Annotated in this window: 19 protein-coding genes; 11 read left to right on the top strand and 8 right to left on the bottom strand. The window is 73.7% G+C overall.

Features of this window, described 5'->3' with window-relative positions; translation table 11 throughout:
* Window positions 1-23: 23 nt before the first annotated feature.
* Genes IE321_RS05410 through IE321_RS05400 form a run of 3 tightly spaced genes read right to left on the bottom strand, consistent with a single transcriptional unit; the run spans window position 24 to window position 3,693 of the window.
* Complete coding sequence (locus IE321_RS05410; RefSeq protein ID WP_190221957.1) at window positions 24-1,529, bottom strand: lipopolysaccharide biosynthesis protein; 1,506 nt, start codon at window positions 1,527-1,529, stop codon at window positions 24-26.
* Complete coding sequence (locus IE321_RS05405) at window positions 1,526-2,869, bottom strand: glycosyltransferase family 2 protein (protein ID WP_226652110.1); 1,344 nt, start codon at window positions 2,867-2,869, stop codon at window positions 1,526-1,528. The genes IE321_RS05410 and IE321_RS05405 overlap by 4 nt, the downstream gene beginning before the upstream one ends.
* Entirely contained in the window at window positions 2,866-3,693 is an 828-nt protein-coding gene (locus IE321_RS05400) for a glycosyltransferase family 2 protein (protein ID WP_190221956.1), read from the bottom strand. The genes IE321_RS05405 and IE321_RS05400 overlap by 4 nt, the downstream gene beginning before the upstream one ends.
* A 279-nt stretch (window positions 3,694-3,972) precedes the next feature.
* On the opposite strand from IE321_RS05400, the gene IE321_RS05395 reads away from it, so the two are divergent.
* On the top strand, window positions 3,973-4,695 hold the full coding sequence (locus tag IE321_RS05395; protein WP_190221955.1) for a TetR/AcrR family transcriptional regulator: 723 nt from the start codon (window positions 3,973-3,975) through the stop codon (window positions 4,693-4,695).
* Window positions 4,696-4,720: 25 nt separating this feature from the next.
* Here the strand turns inward: IE321_RS05395 and mqnP are convergent, their stop codons facing one another.
* Entirely contained in the window at window positions 4,721-5,623 is a 903-nt protein-coding gene (gene mqnP / locus IE321_RS05390) for a menaquinone biosynthesis prenyltransferase MqnP (RefSeq protein WP_190221954.1), read from the bottom strand.
* Window positions 5,623-7,074, bottom strand: coding sequence for a menaquinone biosynthesis decarboxylase (locus IE321_RS05385; RefSeq protein WP_190221953.1), 1,452 nt, complete (start codon window positions 7,072-7,074; stop codon window positions 5,623-5,625). The genes mqnP and IE321_RS05385 overlap by 1 nt, the downstream gene beginning before the upstream one ends.
* A 90-nt stretch (window positions 7,075-7,164) precedes the next feature.
* Here IE321_RS05385 and IE321_RS05380 point away from each other — a divergent pair, with 90 nt between their 5' ends.
* Together IE321_RS05380 and IE321_RS05375 are read left to right on the top strand one after the other, a co-directional pair.
* On the top strand, window positions 7,165-7,536 hold the full coding sequence (locus IE321_RS05380) for a PLD nuclease N-terminal domain-containing protein (protein WP_043226898.1): 372 nt from the start codon (window positions 7,165-7,167) through the stop codon (window positions 7,534-7,536).
* A gap of 83 nt (window positions 7,537-7,619) precedes the next feature.
* Window positions 7,620-8,519 carry a LysR family transcriptional regulator gene (locus IE321_RS05375; RefSeq protein ID WP_190221952.1) on the top strand — a complete coding sequence of 300 codons (900 nt, stop codon included), beginning with the start codon at window positions 7,620-7,622 and terminating at the stop codon, window positions 8,517-8,519.
* Here IE321_RS05375 and IE321_RS05370 read toward each other — a convergent pair.
* Window positions 8,431-9,351 (bottom strand): DMT family transporter, encoded by a 921-nt coding sequence (locus IE321_RS05370; protein WP_190221951.1) that lies wholly within the window; start codon window positions 9,349-9,351, stop codon window positions 8,431-8,433. The two genes, IE321_RS05375 and IE321_RS05370, sit on opposite strands and share 89 nt — an antisense overlap.
* A gap of 164 nt (window positions 9,352-9,515) precedes the next feature.
* Here IE321_RS05370 and IE321_RS05365 point away from each other — a divergent pair, with 164 nt between their 5' ends.
* Window positions 9,516-10,136, top strand: coding sequence for a flavodoxin family protein (locus IE321_RS05365; RefSeq protein ID WP_190221950.1), 621 nt, complete (start codon window positions 9,516-9,518; stop codon window positions 10,134-10,136).
* Window positions 10,137-10,145: 9 nt separating this feature from the next.
* Here the strand turns inward: IE321_RS05365 and IE321_RS05360 are convergent, their stop codons facing one another.
* Entirely contained in the window at window positions 10,146-10,481 is a 336-nt protein-coding gene (locus tag IE321_RS05360; protein WP_190221949.1) for a hypothetical protein, read from the bottom strand.
* Window positions 10,478-10,636 (bottom strand): hypothetical protein, encoded by a 159-nt coding sequence (locus IE321_RS05355; protein WP_190222005.1) that lies wholly within the window; start codon window positions 10,634-10,636, stop codon window positions 10,478-10,480. Before IE321_RS05355 ends, IE321_RS05360 begins: the two co-directional genes overlap by 4 nt.
* Window positions 10,637-10,787: 151 nt before the next feature.
* Between IE321_RS05355 and IE321_RS05350 the strand changes: the two genes are divergently transcribed.
* The 7 genes from IE321_RS05350 to IE321_RS05320 all read left to right on the top strand — a co-directional run bounded on the left by IE321_RS05350 (window position 10,788) and on the right by IE321_RS05320 (window position 19,017).
* On the top strand, window positions 10,788-11,072 hold the full coding sequence (locus IE321_RS05350) for a GntR family transcriptional regulator (RefSeq protein ID WP_190221948.1): 285 nt from the start codon (window positions 10,788-10,790) through the stop codon (window positions 11,070-11,072).
* Between the two features lie 31 nt (window positions 11,073-11,103).
* Window positions 11,104-11,568 (top strand): nucleoside deaminase, encoded by a 465-nt coding sequence (locus IE321_RS05345; protein ID WP_190221947.1) that lies wholly within the window; start codon window positions 11,104-11,106, stop codon window positions 11,566-11,568.
* On the top strand, window positions 11,561-12,469 hold the full coding sequence (locus IE321_RS05340) for an isopenicillin N synthase family dioxygenase (protein ID WP_043226890.1): 909 nt from the start codon (window positions 11,561-11,563) through the stop codon (window positions 12,467-12,469). Before IE321_RS05345 ends, IE321_RS05340 begins: the two co-directional genes overlap by 8 nt.
* A gap of 86 nt (window positions 12,470-12,555) precedes the next feature.
* The gene (locus IE321_RS05335; RefSeq protein WP_190221946.1) at window positions 12,556-14,616 is read left to right on the top strand and encodes a hypothetical protein; all 2,061 of its coding nucleotides are present in this window, start codon (window positions 12,556-12,558) and stop codon (window positions 14,614-14,616) included.
* Window positions 14,617-14,620: 4 nt separating this feature from the next.
* Entirely contained in the window at window positions 14,621-16,153 is a 1,533-nt protein-coding gene (locus IE321_RS05330) for a hypothetical protein (protein WP_190221945.1), read from the top strand.
* A gap of 102 nt (window positions 16,154-16,255) precedes the next feature.
* Window positions 16,256-17,485 carry an FUSC family protein gene (locus tag IE321_RS05325; RefSeq protein ID WP_226652112.1) on the top strand — a complete coding sequence of 410 codons (1,230 nt, stop codon included), beginning with the start codon at window positions 16,256-16,258 and terminating at the stop codon, window positions 17,483-17,485.
* Between the two features lie 44 nt (window positions 17,486-17,529).
* Complete coding sequence (locus IE321_RS05320; RefSeq protein WP_190221944.1) at window positions 17,530-19,017, top strand: MFS transporter; 1,488 nt, start codon at window positions 17,530-17,532, stop codon at window positions 19,015-19,017.
* Window positions 19,018-19,041 lie beyond the last annotated feature (24 nt).

Below are 19,041 nucleotides of genomic sequence, written 5' to 3'. Positions count from 1 at the left end.
AGGAGGGGTGGGGGACGCGGTGTTCACGAGGACCTCCCGGATCCGTTCGTGAGCCAGCGCGCGCGCCAGACCAGCAGCGGCGCGGCGAGCAGGCACATGGTCACCAGCCAGGCGACGCCCGCCCCGGCGATCCCCAGCGTCGGCAGCAGGAGCTTGGTGAGACCCAGGACCAGCACGCACATCACGATCTGCACGCCGACCGCCCAGCGGAGCCGGCGGCGCGCCCGCCACACGTCGATGGCGAGGCTGACCACGATGTTCGGCAGGGCGGACAGGGCGAGCAGCCGCAGCAGGGTGGTGCCGTGCTCGGCGTACTCGGGGCCGAAGAAGGACAGGATCCTGGGCGCGAGCAGGACGACGAGGGCGACGGCGGTGCCGAGCAGCAGGCCGGTGTGGCGCAGCATCCGCACGGTGTGCTCGACCAGCCGCTCGGGGTTGCTCACGGCCTCCACCACGAGGGAGCTGCCCAGGTTGCGGGCGACCAGGTAGAGCACGTAGCCGACGATCCAGGCGAGCGAGAAGTAGGCGCTCTGGTCGGCGCCCAGGTTGTTCAGCACCATCAGCGGGACCACGGTGTACGCCGCCATCCGGAACAGCGAGCCCGCGTAGTCGGCGGCCGCGTACCGCAGCGCCCGGGCCGGCCGCCGCGCCTCGGTCGCCTCGCGCGCGTGCGCGGGCACGGCCCGTCGCAGCAGCACGAAGTTGGCGACGACGAGGGCGACCGCGAGCGCTCCGACCCAGGAGAGCAGGATGCCGGAGAACAGCGCGAGGGCCGCGCCCATGCCGAGCAGCCCGATCTTCACGCAGGCGAAGATCACGTTCTCGCCCACCACCCAGCCGGGCCGCCGCACCGCGGTCAGCGCGCCGTCCTGCATCACGAAGACGGCGTATCCGGCGGTGGCGGCGACGAAGCAGGCGGCGGTCACGGGCGTCAGCAGGAAGCCGAGGCCGGGGGCGACGACGGGCACGAGCAGCAGGAAGCCCATGGCCACCACGGCGCTCACGACGGCGCTGACCGTGTAGCAGACGAGGATCAGCCGGCGGGTGTGGTGGCCGGCGGAGGGCACGAACCGGACGAGGAAGTCGGAGAGGTTGAGCTGGCCGATGCTGGCCAGCAGCAGGGTCATGGAGAGCGCCGAGTAGCTGACGCCCACCACCTCGTCGTCGTACCAGTGCGTGGCCAGGACCCAGAAGACGGAGCCCAGCCCGGCGCTGACGAGGGAACTGATCGCGAGCAGGTGTCCGTTGCGCAGCAGCGGGTCGCGCGGGAACACGGCGGCGACACCGGCCCGGACCATCGCGCCGAGCGGGCCGAGCGGGCCGAGGGACGGCCGGCGCGGCACGGCCTCCGGAGGAGTGCCGACGGGGGCGGCGGCAGGGGTGGCGACAGGGGCGCCGACAGCCGGGGAGGCGGCGGCCGGAGGGGCGACCGCCGGAGACGCGGCGGCCGGAGCGACGACCGGAGGAGCCGCCGCCGGGGGCGCGTGCCCCGCGGCCGGCGCCGGCCTCGCGGTCCGTGGCGCGGTCATCGCCGGGTCCGCCGCTCGATCCGGCGCTCGATCCGGCGGCTGCGCCAGTAGCCGTACGGCCCGTAGAGCATGCCCCGCAGTTCGAGGCGGGCGAGCCGGGTCGGCGCGCCGCCGCCGGGGGCCGGGGTGGCGCGGGCGCGGTTCCGGGCGAGCGCGTACCGCACGCCGCCGGGCAGCCGGCGCAGCAGCGCGGGCAGCATGCGCGGTTCGTGGACGATCGCCCCGGCCAGGTAGGCGCCGAACCCGGCGCCGTAGCCGAACGCCTGGGCCTCCAGGGCCTCGGGGGTGCGGCGGTGCCGGTGCCAGACGATCGCGGCGGGCTCGTAGGCGAGGGAGCGGCCGCGGGCGAGCACCCGGAAGAAGGAGAGCAGGTCGTCGCCGCCGTGCGCGGGGGTGCCGACGCCGGTGGCGGGATCGAAGCCGCCGAGCTCGCGCAGCAGTCCGGTGCGGAAGGCCATGTTCGCGCCGGAGCCGAACCGGCCCGCGGTGAACGGGAAGAGCGGGTCGGCGGACGGGCTGCGCAGCGACCAGACGCGCGGGACGTACCCCTTCGCGAAGGCGCCGTGCCGCTCCAGGGCGACCTGCGCCTCGGTGTCCAGCTCGGCGGGGACGATGAGGCCGGTGACGCAGCCGGTGCGGGGGTCGGCCTGGAAGGGCGCGGCGAGCGCGGTCAGCCACAGCGGGTCGACGAGCGTGTCGTCGTCGGTGAAGGCGGTGATCTCGCCGCGGGCGACGGCGAGGCCCCGGTTGTGGGCGCGGGCGAGCCCGGGCACGGGCTCGCGGAGGTAGCGGACGGCGGGGCCGAGGTTCCGCAGCGGCCGGCCGCGGGTGCGGTCGGGGCGCCGGGGCCCGCCGTGGTCGCCGAGGGGCCCGCCGTCGTCCCGGGTGCCGCCGTACTCCCTGCGGACCAGGTCCTCCGTGGAGGTGTCCGAGGGGGCGTTGTCCACCACGACCACCTCGAACCGCGGGTACTTGAGGGCGAGCAGCGAGTCCAGGCAGTCGCGGAGCATCCCGGTGCGGTTCCTCGTCGCCACGATCACGCTGATCGCGGGCGCCTCGACGAAGGTCCGGTGCGGCTCGTCGAGGCCGGGGTCCCCGTCGGCGGCGGTGAACTCCCGCAGCGCCACGGCCGCGAGCGCCCGCCACAGCTCCTCGGGCCCGCCGCCGGCCGCCTCGGCCATGCCCAGCGGGCGGCCGTGGAACCGTACGAGACCGAGCGCGCGGCCGGACGGCCTGGCGCGGGTGCCGCCTCCGGGGCGCCGGAACGCTCCGGGCTCGGCGAGGTCGATGTCCACGACCGGCAGCGGTGCGGACGGACCGGCGGGCGGCAGGCGGGTCACGGCGCGCTCCCCTCCCGGGGGGCGGTCGCCGGGCGGGCGCCGGGGCGCTCGGAGAGCAGCGTCCGCAGGACCCGTCGTCCGTCGGAGATCGCGTGCAGGTTGGACCGGCCGTTGCGGCGGGGCAGTTCGAGGCTCGGGACCTCGGCGATGCGCAGTCCGGCGCGCAGGGCGTGCACGACCATCTCGGTCTCGATCTCGAAGCCGGTGGCGTGCAGGTCCAGTTGGTCGAGGAAGCTGCGGCGGAAGGCGCAGAAGCCGTAGCAGAGGTCGGTGAGGTGGGCGTCGTAGAGCCGGTTCACCAGGGCGAGCAGGGCGTGGTTGCCGAGCCGGCGGAAGCGGGTGATGTCGAGGGAGCCGCCGCCCTCGACGAAGCGGGAGCCCTTGACGAAGTCGTAGCCGTTCTCCAGGAAGTGCACGAAGTGCGGGATCTCCCCGGGGGACATGCTGCCGTCGGCGTCCAGCATGACGATGTAGTCGCCGCGCGCCGCGAGGAAGCCGGTGCGCAGCGCGTTCCCCTTGCCCTTGCCGTTCTGCGGGATGCTGCGGACCTCGGGCAGGATCTGGGTCGCCACGCGGACCGTGGCGTCGTGGGAGTCGCCGTCGATGAGGAGGACCTCGCCGACGCACTCCGGGATCTGCTCGAAGACCCAGGGGATGTTGCGCGCCTCGTTGAGGGCCGGGACGACCAGGCTCACCGCGAGCCGTGACGGCGTCCTGTCCCCGGCGCGCCGCATGGGGTGCGGGGCAGGGTCGGTGGAGCGGCGGAGCGGGTGGTCGACGGGCCGGGAGCCGTTGCTCCGGGACAGGGTCGGTTGCGTGGTCATGATGGCTCCGGGATCGAGTCGGTGCACGTGTCGCCCGTACTGCGGAGGCCGTCCACCGTTCCCGTGGCGTCCGGCGGGTCGCCCCGCGCATTCACCGTACGTTTACGACGTATATGTACACTTTATCCCTCGATGTCGTCGGGTCAAGGCGAGCGTCGGGTCGTACGGAAGGCCCCCGCGGCGGCACCGCGGACACCGCACGCGAGAGGTTGTGGGGAACACGGGGAACACGTACGCGGACGCGCGGAGGACACCGGGAACACGTACGGAAGGCGGCTCATGGCGAGCGAGAAGGACCCCGGGACGGGACGCCGGGCGCCGGGCCGGCGCGCCGGCGACCACGGCCGGTACGGCCGGCTGAGCCGGGAGCGGGTGCTGGCCACCGCCCTGGAGCTGGTCGACCGCGAGGGGCTGTCGGCCCTGAGCATGCGCCGGACGGGCGCGGAGCTCGGCGTGGAGGCCATGGCGCTGTACCGGTACGCGGCCGGGAAGGAAGCACTGCTCGACGGCCTGGTGGAGGCGCTCTACACGGAGCTGGAGGAGCGGCTGGCCGCCTCGCCGGAGGAGCCGGAGTGGCGGGCCGAACTGCACCGGATCGCCGCCGAGACCCACCGGGTCGCCCTCGCCCATCCGCACGTGGCGCCGCTCCTGGCCACCCGCATGCTGGCCGTCCCGCTCGCCCGCCGCCCGCTCCCCGTCCTCCGGGACCACGAGCGGATCCTGGCCCTGCTGGGCCGGGCGGGCCTGGACGAGGAGGCCACCGTCACGGCCTTCCGGGCCGTCACCGCCTGGGTCCTCGGCCATGTCCTCGACGATCTGCGGCCCATGGTCGACAACCCCGAGGAATCCGATCCCGCGTTCCGCCTCGGCCTGCACCGCATGCCGGTCCGCGAGCTGCCCCGCCTGCGCGCCGCCGCCCCGGCCCTGGCCAGGGGCGGCGCCCCGGAGTCCCTGGCCACCGGCCTCGACGCCCTCCTGGACCGGTTCGCGCCCGGCCCCTGAGGGGGCCGGGCGGGGACGGACGGGTTCAGAGCGACAGGCCCCGGACCAGCAGGTCGAGCAGGGCGCAGAGGAAGAGCGAGATCCCGATGAAGCCGTTCGTGGTGAAGAAGGCCCGGTTGAGCCGCGACAGGTCGTGCGGCTTCACGATCGAGTGCTCGTAGCAGAAGGCCGCCGCGACGATCACCAGGCCGACCCAGAAGAAGATGCCCGCGTCCGTGGCCAGCGCGTACCAGACGAGCAGCCCGGTGGTGACGACGGCGGAGGCGCGGGCGCCCCACAGCGCCGCCGGGATGCCGAAGCGGGCCGGCACCGACATGACGCCGTGCGCCCGGTCGGCCTGCACGTCCTGGCAGGCGAAGATCAGGTCGAAGCCGCCGATCCAGACGCCGACCGCGAGGCCCAGGATCACCGCGTCCCAGGACCACTCGCCGGTGACCGCGAGCCAGGCCCCGATCGGCCCTATGGCCTGGGCGAGGCCGAGGATGGCGTGCGGGAAGTTCGTGAACCGCTTGCCGTACGGGTACACCACCATCGGGATGACGGCGAGCGGCGCCAGCGCCAGGCACAGCGGGTTCAACAGCGCGGCCGCCCCGAGGAAGACGACGACCGCGATCCCGGCCCCGGTCCACGCCGACCGCACCGACACCGCGCCGGTGACCAGCTCCCGGTTGGCGGTGCGCGGGTTACGGGCGTCGATCTCCCGGTCGATGATCCGGTTGCAGGCCATCGCGAAGGTCCGCAGCCCCACCATGCACACGGTCACCAGGAACAGCGTCCACCAGTGGATCTCCCGGTCCAGCTGGAACATCGCGGTGAGCGAGGCGATGTAGGCGAAGGGCAGCGCGAAGACCGAGTGCTCGATCATCACGAGCCGCAGGAACGCCTTCGTACGGCCCGGCTCGGCGCCGGGGACCGCGGCCGTGGTCATCACAGCCCGTACTCCTTCCAGCGGCGGTCGACCTTCGCCGCCGTCGCCGGGTCCGACTCCACCATGTCCGGCCAGCCACCGTCCCGGGTGTAGCCCTCCTCCGGCAGCTTCTTCGTGGCGTCGATGCCCGCCTTGCCGCCCCAGAACTGCTGGTAGGAGGCGTGGTCGAGGTGGTCGACGGGGCCCTCGACGACCGTCAGGTCGCGGGCGTAGTCGGTGTTGCCGAGGGCCCGCCAGGACACCTCGTGCAGGTCGTGCACGTCGCAGTCCTTGTCGACCACGATGATCAGCTTGGTCAGCGACATCATGTGGGCGCCCCAGATGGCGTGCATGACCTTCTGCGCGTGCTTCGGGTACTTCTTGTCGATCGAGACGATCGCGCAGTTGTGGAAGCCGCCCGACTCCGGCAGGTGGTAGTCGACGATGTCCGGCACGATGATCTTGAGCAGCGGCAGGAAGAAGCGCTCCGTCGCCCGCCCCAGCGGCCCGTCCTCCGTCGGCGGCCGGCCGACGACGATCGACTGGAGCAGCGGGCGCTTCCGCATGGTGATGCAGTCGATCTTCAGCGCGGGGAACGGTTCCTGCGGGGTGTAGAAGCCGGTGTGGTCGCCGAAGGGACCCTCCGGGAGCATCTCGCCCGGCTCCAGCCAGCCCTCGACGACGACCTCGGCCTGCGCCGGGACCTGGAGCGGCACGGTCTTGCAGTCGACCATCTCGATCCGCTTGCCCTGCACGAAGCCGGCGAAGAGGTACTCGTCGATGTCGCCCGGCAGCGGCGCGGTGGAGGCGTACGTCACGGCCGGCGGGCAGCCGAAGGCGATCGCGACCGGCAGCCGCTCGCCGCGCTCGGCGGCGACCGCGTAGTGGTTCCGGCTGTCCTTGTGGATCTGCCAGTGCATGCCGATGGTGCGCTTGTCGTGCCGCTGGAGCCGGTACAGCCCCAGGTTCCGCACGCCGGTCTCCGGGTGCTTGGTGTGGGTGAGGCCCAGGTTGAAGAAGGAGCCGCCGTCCTTGGGCCAGGTGAAGAGCGCGGGCAGCAGGTCGAGGTCGACGTCGTCGCCGGTCAGGACCACCTCCTGCACGGGGGCGTCCTTCACCTTCTTCGGCGGCACGTGGACCATCGAGCCCAGCTTGCCGAAGGCCTCCCGGACGCCGACGAAGCCGTGCGGCAGCTCGGGCTTGAGCAGCCCGCCGATCTTCTCGCTGATCTCCTCGTACGACTTCAGGCCGAGGGCCTTGAGGAGCCGGCGGTCCGTGCCGAACACGTTCATCGCGAGGGGCATGGAGGAGCCCTTCACGTTCTCGAAGAGGAGCGCGGGCCCTCCCGCCTTGTTCACCCGGTCGACGATCTCCCCGACCTCCAGGTACGGATCGACTTCGGCCTTGATGCGCTTGAGGTCGCCTTCGCGCTCCAGCGCCCTGAGCAGCGAGCGGAGATCGTCGTAAGCCATACGGGCAAGTATCGGTCACCGGCTACGCTGGACTTGTCACCGGGGCCGACTCGACGCGCCCCCGCCACCGCTTCCAGGGGGCCGCACCACATGCTCAGGGCCTTGATGTTCATCCTGCCGCTGGCGCTGACGATCTATGCCTTCATCGACTGTCTGAACACCCCCGAGGACGAGGTCAAGCACCTGCCCAAGGTGGTCTGGGTGATCATCATCCTGCTGTTCTGGATCGTCGGACCGATCGTGTGGCTCTTCGCCGGCAAGACCCGGCGCGCCGCCGCCCGGGGCGGCCGGGCCGGGCGCGGCGGCTGGGTGGCCCCGGACGACAACCCCGAGTTCCTGAAGTCGCTCGGGAAGGAGGAGCCCGACGACGAGGCCCTCCTCAAGGACTGGGAGGCGGACCTCCGCCGCCGCGAGGACGAGATGAGGCGCCGCGAAGAGGGCGGCGAGGAGAAGGACGCCTGAGGCGGCACCGGCCGCCGCCGGGAGAGGACGCCCGAGGCGCCCCTCCCTCCCCGCCCCTCACTCGTCCCCGGGAAGGAACCCTGATGGAGCTGCGGCTCCTCGCCACCTTCGAGAAGGTCGCCGAAGTTCTCTCCTTCACCCGCGCCGCCGCCGAGCTGGGCTACGCCCAGTCCAGCGTCACCGGCCAGATCCGCACCCTGGAGACCTCGCTCGGCACCGAGCTGTTCGAGCGGCTGGGCGGCCGCATCCGGCTCACCGAGGCCGGCGAGCGGCTGCTGCCGTACGCGCGCCGCATGGCCGAGCTGGCCGAGGAGGCCCGGGCGGCGGTGGCCGCCGGGGAGCCCGCCGGGACGATCACCATCGGGACGATGGAGTCCCTCACCACCTACCGGCTCCCGCCGCTCCTGGAGTACGTCCACCACCGCCACCCGGCCGTCCGGCTCGCCCTGCGCCCCACCCTCGGCGACGCGACCCGGCAGGCGCTCCGGCAGGGCACGTACGACCTCGGTTTCCTCATGGAGGCCGGGACCGAGCACGAGGGCCTGGAGTCGGAGGTCCTGGCGCCCGAGCCGCTGGCCCTGATCGCCTCCCCCGGCCACCCCCTCGCGGGCCGCGAGGGCCTGGTCACCGCCGACCTCGCCGGCGGCGGACTGATCGGCACGGAGCCCGGCTGCGCCTACCGCGACCTCTTCGAGGCGGAACTGGCGGGCGCGGCGGCCGGCGGCCCGGGCTCCGCCCCCGGCCCCGACTTCCTGGAGTTCGGCACGATCGAGGCGAGCAAGCGGGCGGTGGCCTCCGGGCTCGGGATCGCGCTGCTGCCCCGGATCGCCGTCCAGGAGGAGCTGGCGTCCGGGGCACTGGTGGCGCTCGACTGGGAGGCGCCGTTCACGCTCTTCACGCAGCTCGCGTGGCGGCGGGGGAAGCGGCTTCCGGCGCACGTGCGGCTGTTCGTGGAGCAGGCGCGGCGGCTCGCCCGAGAGTGACCTTGAGGCTGGCGAGGACGATCAGCGGGACGCCGAGCGCCTGCACGAGCCCGATGTGGTGGCCGTACACCGCCCAGTCGACGACCATCGCGACCGCCGGGTAGGTGAAGGCGAGCACGGCGATCTTCGGGGTGGGCAGCTTGGCGTAGGCCGCGTACATGAGGACGTACATCAGCCCGGTGTGGATGATCCCCAGCCCGGCCAGCCACGCCCACCCGGCGCCCAGCCCGGAGACCGCGCCGAGGTCGGCGAAGGGCAGCAGCAGCGGGACGCCGGCGGTCACCTGCACGAGGGCGATCAGATGGGGCCGTACGCCGGTGATCCTCTTGGTCACGAAGGTGGCGAGGGCGTACAGCACGGCGGCGGCCAGCGCGTACCCGAGCCCCTTCAGGGAACCGGTGTCGCCCGGCCGCACCCCGGAGACCAGCACCAGCCCGGCGAAGGCGACCGCGAGCCAGCCCAGCTTCCCGGCCGGGATCCGCTCCCGCAGGAGGAGCGCGCTGAGCAGCACCAGGAAGAACGGCTGGGTGTGGTAGACGACGGTGGCGAGCGAGATCGAGGTGGCCGCGTACGCCTCGAAGAGGAAGACCCAGTTGAAGACGATGAAGACGCCGCCGAGGAGGGCGAGGCCGAACGACCGGGCGGTGAAGCCGTGCCCGGTGAAGTAGCCCCGCGCCAGGCTGTAGAGGCCGAGCGCGACGGCCCCGAAGAGGCACCGGAAGAACACCACCTCGAAGGGTGAGGCGCCCGACTCGACGACGAAGACGCCCAGCGTGCCCGACAGCACCATGGCGAGGGTCAGTTCAAGGGTTCCGCGGGTCTCGTTTCTCATGCCGACGACGCTACGAGCGGGGGCGGCGGGGGGTCCACGGGCCACTGGGGCGTCCTTCCGATGGGGCCCATCGGCACAAACGATCCGCTGGAGCGGAATACCCGCGAGCGAGGGCTAGTTGCCCGGGAAAGGCCCGCCCGCGCACCCACGAACCAGGAGCCCCCATGCCGCTCGACACGACCACCGGACCGGCCCGCTCGTTCCTCTTCGTCCTCGGCAGCTCCCGCCCCGGAGGCAACTCCGAGATCCTGGCCCGCGAGGCCGCCGCCCACCTCCCCGCCGGCGTGCCGCGCCGCTGGATCGACCTGAACGAGCTGGACCTCCCCGACTTCCGGGACGGCCGCCACGACACCGGCGACCGGGAGCCCGGGAAGGACGAGGAGCTGCTGCGCGAGGCGACGCTGGAGGCGACCGACCTCGTCGTCGTCTCGCCCCTGTACTGGTACAGCGTCTCCGCCCAGACCAAGCGCTACCTCGACCACTGGTCCGGCTGGCTGAACGCCCCGCACTCCGACTTCAAGGAGCGCATGGCGGGCGGCACCCTGTGGGGCGTCACGGCCCTGGGCCACGACGAGCACGAGGTCGCCGACGGCCTCACGACCACCCTCCACCACTCGGCCGCCTACCTCCGCATGCACTTCGGCGGCGTCCTCCTGGGCACCGCCAACCGCCCCGGCCGCATCCACGCCGACGAACGGGCCCTCACCCGGGCCAGGACCTTCTTCGACGAGTCCACCCCCCTCGCCCTGTTCCCGCACGAGGAGAAGGCGGGCGCGGTGGCGTAGGCCGCGCCGTCACCCCCCGTGGCACGGGCACCCGCACACCAGGTACCGCACCCCCGGTACGCCGCTGTCGCGGGGCGCGTGGTCGCGGCAGCGGGCGTGGCGGCCGATGACACAGCGCGGTGAGCGGAACTCGGGCTCCGGCTCGGGTTCCGGCACGAGGGCGCGGGTCAGCAGGGTCGCGCTCACCGCGTCGGCGATCTCCGGGGTCACCCACCAGCCGTCACCCGCGCGGTCGCGGTGCAGCCCGTCGTGCCCGACGGCGAGCACGCAGACCGAGCCGCCCCACACCGGCCGGACCGCCTCCGCGACGGCGTACACGGAGCGCCGGGCCCCGCAGCGGCTCATCGGGCGACCCCGGCGTGGATGTTCCGCCGGTCGACGTCGATCCCGACCGTGGCCAGCCACAACGTCCACCGCCGACGCCGTGGCGCCGCCGGCACGAGCAGGAGGAGGAGCAGAGGCAGGAAGGGGATCAGGGCGTGCGCGATAAGGTTCTGCACGTCATCAACTCCGTTGGTAGTTGGTGGCCATGCCCCGGGGCCGGTTGCAGCGGTCGCCGGGGTTTTCGTGTCCTCCAAGGCTATAAGCCATGTATAGCTCTGCATAGCTCATCGATGGTTCGCACAGGTCTTCGATGCTTACGTTGGTCGTGTGACCGAAAACAGCCCGATCCCCGAGTTCAACCCGCAGGGACCCCAGCTGGTCTACGTCGCGGTGGCCGACCACATCGCCGCCCGGATCGCCGCCGGCGAACTCGTCGCGGGCGCCCGGCTGCCCGCCGAGCGGGACCTGGCCACGGAGTACGGGGTCGCCTACCTCACGGTCCGCCGCGCGGCCGGAGTCCTGCGCGAGCGCGGCTTGATCCTCACCGTCCACGGCAAGGGCACCTTCGTCGTCGACCCCCTCCCGGAGGAGATCGCCCCGCACCGGGCGTGATCCTCCCCGCCCGCCGGGGAAGGCTCCCCGCATGAACTCCCCCCTGGACCACGAACAGGCGCGCCGATGGCTCCGCACCGCGCTCGACGAGGCGCGGGCCGGGCTCCGGGAGGGCGGGATCCCCATCGGGGCCGCGCTCTACGGGGCCGACGGGACGCCGCTCGGGCGGGGGCGGAACCGGCGGGTGCAGGACGGGGACCCGGCGACGCACGCGGAGACCGCCGCGTTCCGGGACGCCGGTCGGCAGCGCTCGTACCGGGGGACGACGATGGTGACGACGCTGTCGCCGTGCTGGTACTGCTCCGGCCTGGTGCGGCAGTTCGGGATCTCGCGGGTGGTCGTCGGGGAGGCCCGGACCTTCCACGGCGGGCACGACTGGCTGGCGGAGCACGGCGTCGAGGTGGTCGTGCTGGACGACCCCGAATGCGCCGCGCTGATGCGGGAGTTCATCGACGCCCACCCGGCCCTGTGGAACGAGGACATCGGCGATGAGTGAAGCGAGCCTGCCCACGATCGACCTGGCCCGCGACCCTGGCCCGCAGCTGCCCGCCGTCGACCGCGCCCTGCGCCAGGCCGGGTTCCTGCTGGTCACCGGGCACGGGGTGGATCCCGGCCTGCGCGGGGACATCCGCGCGGCGGCCCGCGCCTTCTTCCACCTGCCCGCCGCCGCCAAGGAGCGGTACGCCGTGCGGGTCGGCGGGCGCGGCTGGCTGGGGCCGGGCGCGGAGGCGAACGGGTACGCGGAGGGGACGGCGACGCCGCCGGACCTGAAGGAGTCGCTGTCCTTCGCGGCGGAGGAGCCGACCGGGGACCCGGCGGTGGACGCCGAGTGGTTCCTGCCCAACACCTGGCCCGCCGAGGTGCCGGAGCTGCGGCCGCTGGTGGAGGCGTACCTGGAGCGGATGAAGGCGCTGTCGGACCGGGTGCTGGACCTGCTCGGGGTGGCGCTCGGCGAGGAGCGGGACTTCTTCACCCGGCACACCGGGCACCCCACCTTCGGCTTCAACGTCAACTGGTACCCGGGGCGGGAGCGGACGGGCGTCCCGGAGCCCGGGCAGTTCCGGATCGGCCCGCACACGGACTTCGGCACGGTCACCGTGCTCGACCGGGAGGCGGGGAAGGGCGGGCTCCAGGTCTTCACGGACGCCGGCGGCTGGCAGGACGCGCCGTACGACCCCGCCGCCTTCACCGTCAACATCGGTGATCTGATGGCGAGTTGGACGGGAGGCCGGTGGCGCTCGGGCCGGCACCGGGTGCTGCCGCCGCCCGCCGACGCACCCGGGGAGGAGCTGATGTCGCTGGTGTACTTCTACGAGTGCACGCCCGGGACGACGATCCACGGCATCGAGTCCCACCGGTACCTGCGGGGCCGGCTCGACGCCATCGCCACGGACTGACAACGCCTCGGCAACAGACCCGAAAAGCCCCTCCAGTTCCCAACACGCGGTCGATATCCTTGAGTTGACTGCGACGGGGGTGGCGGGTGCACAGAGAGCTGTACGGCCGCGAGGCGGTCCTCGATCCGCGCGGGCTCGCCGCGCGGCTCGTCGGGCTCGGAGCGTACGGCCAGGGGCGGGTCCCCTTCGAGCACGGCGACGACCCGCCGGTCACCGTCTTCACCGGCGGGCGCGGCATGGGCAAGACCGTGCTGCTCAAGGAGGTCCGCAACCGCTACCGCGGCTTCACCCCGCTCGCGCTCCTCGACTGCTCCGCCGTCGAGGAGCCCGCCGACCACGGGGCCGGCTGGTCCCCCGTCACCGGGGCCCTGGCGGAGCTGGCCGTGCAGCTCGGCCTGCGCGGCGACGCCGTCCGGCCCGTCCCGTTCCCGCGGCTCTCGCTCGGGCTCGTCGCCGTCACCTCGGTCGGCTGGACCCGGGACGACGACGAGCGGGCCCGCCGCGACCTGCTGCGGCTCGGGCCGCTGCTGGCCACCGTGGACGCCGGGCGGGCCGCCGCCGCCTCCTGGGTCGGCAAGGTCCTCGCCAAGCTGGCGGGCACCGCCGCCGAGGCCGGCGCGCCCTTCGCCGGGCTGATCGCGGAGGCGACCGTCGAGACCGTCGTCGAGGAGTTCTTCAGCCGCTTCCGGAAGGCGCCGGAGGACTGGTTCGGCGGCTACCGCAACGCCGGCGGGCGCGGCCGTGCCGGGCTCCAGCAGCTCGCCGTCGACTTCGCGCAGGGCGGGCCGCGCCGCGAGGAGGCCGAGTCCTTCCTCGCCCTGACCCTCACCGAGGACCTGCTCCGCGCCTACACCGGACGGCACCTCGGCAGCCGCGTCGGCCGGCCGCTGCTCCTCCTCGACAACGCCCACGAACCCGTCGGCCGCGCCCTGGTCGAACCGATTCTGCGCGCCCGCTCCACCGGCCGCCGCGACCACACCGTGGTGCTCGCCGCCTCCCGCCCGCGCGAGGACGAGGCGCTGCGCCACGCCACCCGCCTCCGGCTGCCCGAGACCGCCCACCAGGCGCCCTGCCCCCGCACCGGGCGGGTCGGCTCCGGGCTCCTCGCCGTCGACCTCACCCCGCTCACGCCCACCCAGACCCGCGCCGCCTTCGACCGCCACGACCCGGAGGGCCGCGCGCCCGCCGCGCTCTCCCGGGCCGTCCACCGGCTCACCGGCGGCCGCCCGCTCGGCGTCGACCTGCTCGCCCGGGCCGCCGGCGCGACCCCGCCCGCCGCCCGCACCGCCCTGCCGGCCGGCGACCGGCTCGACCTCGCCGTGGAGCTCCGCGAGGACGCCGCGCCCGTGCCGGTCGCCCCCGCGCTCCTGACCGCCCTGCTGCCGGTCCCCCGGCCGGGCCCGTACGCGGTGCTCGCCGCCGCGCACGACGAGGAGTCCGCCCGCCGCCTCGCCCAGGCCCGGCTGCCCGCCGAGTCCCTCGACGGCGACGTCGCCCTCCGGGTCCGCGACCGGCTGCGCGCCGAGCACTGGCCCGAGCGGCCCGGCCACTTCGTCGGCGACCCGCTGCTGCGCGCCCTGCTACTGCACCGGCTCCGCTTCGAGGACGGCGACCACCCCGGCTACTCCGCCTGGCGGGCCGTCCACGAGACCCTCCGCCGGCACTACGGACCGCAGCCCGGCCCGTACCGGCTCCACCACGACCTGGCGCTCGGCGAGACCGCCGAGGCCGTCGCCCACCTGCGGCTCACCTTCCCCGGCCCCGACGTCCTCGGCTGGCTCGGGGTGCTGCGGTTCGTCGCCGCCGCCCCCTATCCGCGCGAGCGGGGCCGCACCGGGCCGGACCCGCGCCGGGCGATCGCCCTCGGCCAGGAGGCCGACCCCGCGCTCCCGGACGGGCTCGGCCCCGACGCCGCCGAACTGCACCTCTCCCTGCGGCGGCTGCTGCACGCCGCATGGCTGCTCACCGATCCGCTCACACTGCCCGACGAGGAGGTCGCCGACCGGCTGGCGTACGAACTGCGCCGGCTCTCCGGCCGCCACCTCACCGGCAGCGGTCCACTGTGGGACGCGGCCGGCCACTGGCCGCGCGACATCCGCGCCTGGCGGGAGCCCTCGCTGCCGCCCGGACGCGAGGACGGAGTCTGACGCCATGCTCGACCGGCTGCGCCGCCGCTTCTTCTGGACACCCCGGCAGAAGCTCCTCAGCACCCTCGTCGCGACCTCCCTCGTCGTCGGTCTCGGCGGCTGGGGCCTCTATGTGATCGCCAAACCGGAGGACCGTTCCTGCGCCCCCGGGGTGACCCGCCCCGCGAACAGCACCGAGTGCGTCGGCGTCGACGGGACCGGACACGACTTCCGCGTCCCCGCGCTCACCGCGATCACCGCCGCCATCGGGCGCGAGAACGCCACCCTCAAGGCCGGCGAGTACGCCACCGTCGCCGTCCTGCTCCCCCTCACCGCCACCGACCCCGGCACCCGCGAGAAGATCCTCCGCGAACTCCAGGGCGCCTACGCCTACCAGTACCGGGCCAACCACGAGTCCAACAGCGAGACCCCCAAGATCCGCCTGGTCCTCGCCAACACCGGCAACCGCAACGCCCACTGGCGCGAGGCCGTCGACCGGCTCCTGCCCATGACCGGCGCGCCCGACCGGCTCCGCGCCGTCTCCGGCGTCGCCACCTCCTCCACCGAGGTGCGGGAGGCGGTCACCGCACTCACCGGCGCCGGGATCGCCGTCGTCGGCACCACCATCACCGCCGACGACCTCGCCAACGGCCCCGGCCGCGACCGCTTCCCCGGGCTCGCCCGGGTCTCCCCCACCAACAGCGACGAGGCGAAGGCCCTCGCCCACTTCGGCGAGGTCGACGCGGCCCGCGCCATCCTCGTCCAGGACTCCCGCACCGGCGACCACTACATCGACACCCTGCGGACGGCCTTCGCCGCCTCCCTCAAGGGCGCCCCGTACGAGCCGCAGCTCTACACCTCGCCGAAGGACAACACCGAGGAGGGCACCACCGCCAACACCTTCCGCCAGATCACCCACCTGATCTGCGACACCCGCGCCGAGACCGTCTTCTTCGCCGGCCGCCACACCCAGCTGCGCCAGTTCGTCAACGCGCTCGGCTCCCGCGGCTGCGCCGACCGCGCCTTCACCGTCCTGACCGGCGACGAGGGCTCGTACCTCGGCGCCGACACCAAGCTCAACCGCGCCGCCCTCGGCAAGAAGCTGACCGTCCGGTACGCCGCCCTCGCCCACCCGGACGCCTGGAAGCCCGCGACGGGCCGGCCGGTGCCCCCGACCGGCGGCTCGGTCGTCGCCTTCGAGACCTTCCTGACCGACATCGCCCGCGCCGACCCGAAGCCGATACCGCTGCGCGACGGGCAGGCGATCATCGCGTACGACGCCATGGCGACGGCCGTCCACGCGATCCGCCAGGCCACCCCCGCCGACGCCCCCTACCCGGAACTCGCCGACGTCGGCACCCAGTGGCCGCAGGTCAAGGGCTCGCTGCGGGTCGAGGGCGCGAGCGGCTGGATCTGCCTCGACAACCACGGCAACCCGTACAACAAGGCCGTGCCGATCGTGGAGCTGGCCCCCGACGGCACCCAGCGCTTCGTCCGGACCGCCTGGCCCGAGGGCACACCCCCGTCGACCTCCTGCCTGCCGCCCAAGCGGGGGTGACCCCGCGTCCGCCCGGCCGTATCCGCGCATGAGCGCGGGGCCGTCCGGGCAGGCGGTCGTCCAGAGGGCCCCGCCGGGGCGGCCGACGGGACGAGGTGGGACGTGGCACGTGACGGAGGAGGGCACGACCGGGTCGGCGGGCTCCTGGCGCGCCTGCGCCGCGACCCCTTCGTCGTACAGACCGTCCGGTCCACGGCGGCGGCCACCCTCAGCTACGTCGTCGCGCTGCGGCTCAGCAGCGAGCCGGTCCCCCTCACGGCCCCCCTCACCGCCCTCCTGGTCGTCCAGGTCACGCTCTACTCCACCCTGACCACCAGCCTCCGCCGGGTGAACTCGGTCGTCGTCGGCGTCCTCATCGCCATCGCGTTCAGCGTCGTCGTCGGCCTCTCCTGGTGGAGCCTGGCCCTGGTCATCCTGGCCTCGCTGCTCGTCGGGCGGCTCGTCCGGGTCGAGGAGTTCGTCCCCGAGGTCGCCATCAGCGCCATGCTCGTCCTCGGCGTCACCCAGGTCTCCGACACCGCGTGGGACCGCGTCCTGGAGACCCTGATCGGCGCCGTCGTCGGCATGCTCTTCAACCTCTTCCTCGTCCCGCCCGTCTGGGTCGACACGGCCGGCGACTCCATCGAGGACCTCGCCCGGCGGATGCGCCTGCTGCTCCTCGACGTGGCGGACGAGTTCACCGGCGCGCCGCCCGTCGAGCAGGCCGCCGAGCGCCTCCACGAGGCCCGCCGCCTCGACAACGACGTCGCCGACGTCGACGGGGCCCTGCGCACCGCCGAGGACAGCCTGCGGCTGAACCCCCGCGTCAAGGAGGGCCTCCTCCACGGGGTCGTGCTGCGCACCGGCCTCGACACCCTGGAGATCTGCGCCGTCGTCCTCCGGGTCCTCGCCCGCACCCTCACCGACCTGGCCAAGCACCGCGCGGGCGACGCGCTGCTGCCGGACCGTGCCGCCCTCGCCTTCCGGGAGACCGCCCAGTACACCGCCGACGCCCTCGTCAGCTTCGGCGTCCTCGTCACCGCGCGGGACAGCGAGGACGCCGAGGCCGCGGAGACCCGCCTGGCGGGCGAGCTGCGGGCCGCCCGCGTCTGCCGGGACGACGCCGCCGAACGGCTCCTCGCCCTCGCCCTCGCCGACCCCGGCCGCTGGCAGCTGTACGGCGCGCTGCTCGCCGAGGTCGACCGGATCCTGGACGAGCTCGATCCCGAGCACCGGGGACGGCGGCTGATGGAGGAGCTGGACCGACGCGTCCGCGAGCGCCGCGACCGGCGCCGCCGCCTCACCCTGCGCGACCGGATGGACACCCTCCGCCGGAGCCGCGCCGACGGATGACGCCCCGCGGCGGGGGTACCCGCCCCGACGACGAGAGGAGCACCATGAGCGCGCCGTCTTCTTCCGTGCCCGCCGGGACGGACACGGTCACCACCGCCGTACCGGCCAGACTCGACCGCCTTCCCTGGTCCCGCTGGCACTGGATGATCGTCATCGGCCTCGGCACCGTCTGGATCCTCGACGGCCTGGAGGTCACCATCGTCGGCAACGTCGCCGGCCGGCTGGCCGAGGAGGGCAGCGGCCTCGACATCACCGCGGCCCAGGTCACCGGCGTGGCCGCCGCCCTCTACGTGGCGGGCGCCTGCTCGGGCGCGCTGTTCTTCGGATGGCTGACCGACCGCTACGGCCGCAAGAAGCTGTTCATGATCACCCTGGTCGTCTATCTCGGCGCCACGGCGATGACCGCCCTGTCCTTCGAGTCCTGGTGGTTCTTCCTCTTCCGCTTCCTCACCGGCTTCGGCATCGGCGGCGAGTACGCGGCCATCAACTCGGCGATCGACGAGCTGATCCCGTCCCTCTACCGGGGACGCGTCGACCTGATCATCAACGGCAGCTACTGGCTGGGCGCCATCGGCGGCGCCCTGCTGTCGATCGTCATGCTGGACACCGACATCTTCCCGAAGGACCTCGGCTGGCGGCTCAGCTTCGCCCTCGGCGTCGTCCTCGGCCTGGTCATCCTGCTGGTGCGGCGGCACGTGCCGGAGAGTCCACGCTGGCAGTTCATCCACGGGCACGGCGAGGAGGCCGACGCCCTGGTCACCTCGGTGGAGAAGGAGATCGAGGCGGAGAAGGGCGAGAAGCTGCCGCCGCCGGCCGGTGAGATCACCATCCACCAGCGCAGGAGCATCGGCTTCGGCACGATCGCCAGGACCGTCTTCGGCCGCTACCCGCGCCGCGCCGTCCTCGGCCTGTCGCTCTTCATCGGCCAGGCGTTCCTCTACAACGCCATCACCTTCGGCTTCGGCACCATCCTCATCACCTTCTTCGACGTGCCGACCGGCAGCACCGGCTACTACTTCGCGGTGATCGCGGCGGGCAACTTCCTGGGGCCGCTGCTGCTCGGCCGGCTCTTCGACACCGTCGGCCGCCGGATCATGATCTCCGGCACCTATCTGCTGTCGGGCCTGCTGCTCTTCGGCACCGCCTGGCTCTTCGACCGCGGCTCGCTGTCCGCGACGACCATGACGGCCTGCTGGTGCGTGGTGCTGTTCTTCGCCTCGACGGGCGCCTCCAGCGCCTATCTGACCGTCTCCGAGATCTTCCCGATGGAGACCCGCGCGATGGCCATCGCCTTCTTCTACGCGCTGGGCACGGCGGCGGGCGGCATCAGCGGCCCGCTGATCTTCGCCGAGCTGACGGAGTCGGGCGTGGTCGGCGACACGGTGCTGGCCTTCCAGATCGGCGCCGCGCTGATGTGCGCGGCGGGAATCGTGGCGGCCTTCCTGGCGGTGAACGCCGAGCGCCGCTCGCTGGAGGACATCGCCGAACCCCTCTCAGTCGCCCGCGAGGCGACGGACCCGGCCCGGCGCTGACGCCCGGGCCGGGGGGAGTACGCA

It is taken from the genome of Streptomyces hydrogenans, from assembly GCF_014656075.1.
GTDB classification, from domain to species: domain Bacteria; phylum Actinomycetota; class Actinomycetes; order Streptomycetales; family Streptomycetaceae; genus Streptomyces; species Streptomyces hydrogenans.
The sequence above is the reverse complement of the archived record's forward strand: the minus strand, read 5'-3'. Positions and strand labels throughout refer to the sequence as shown.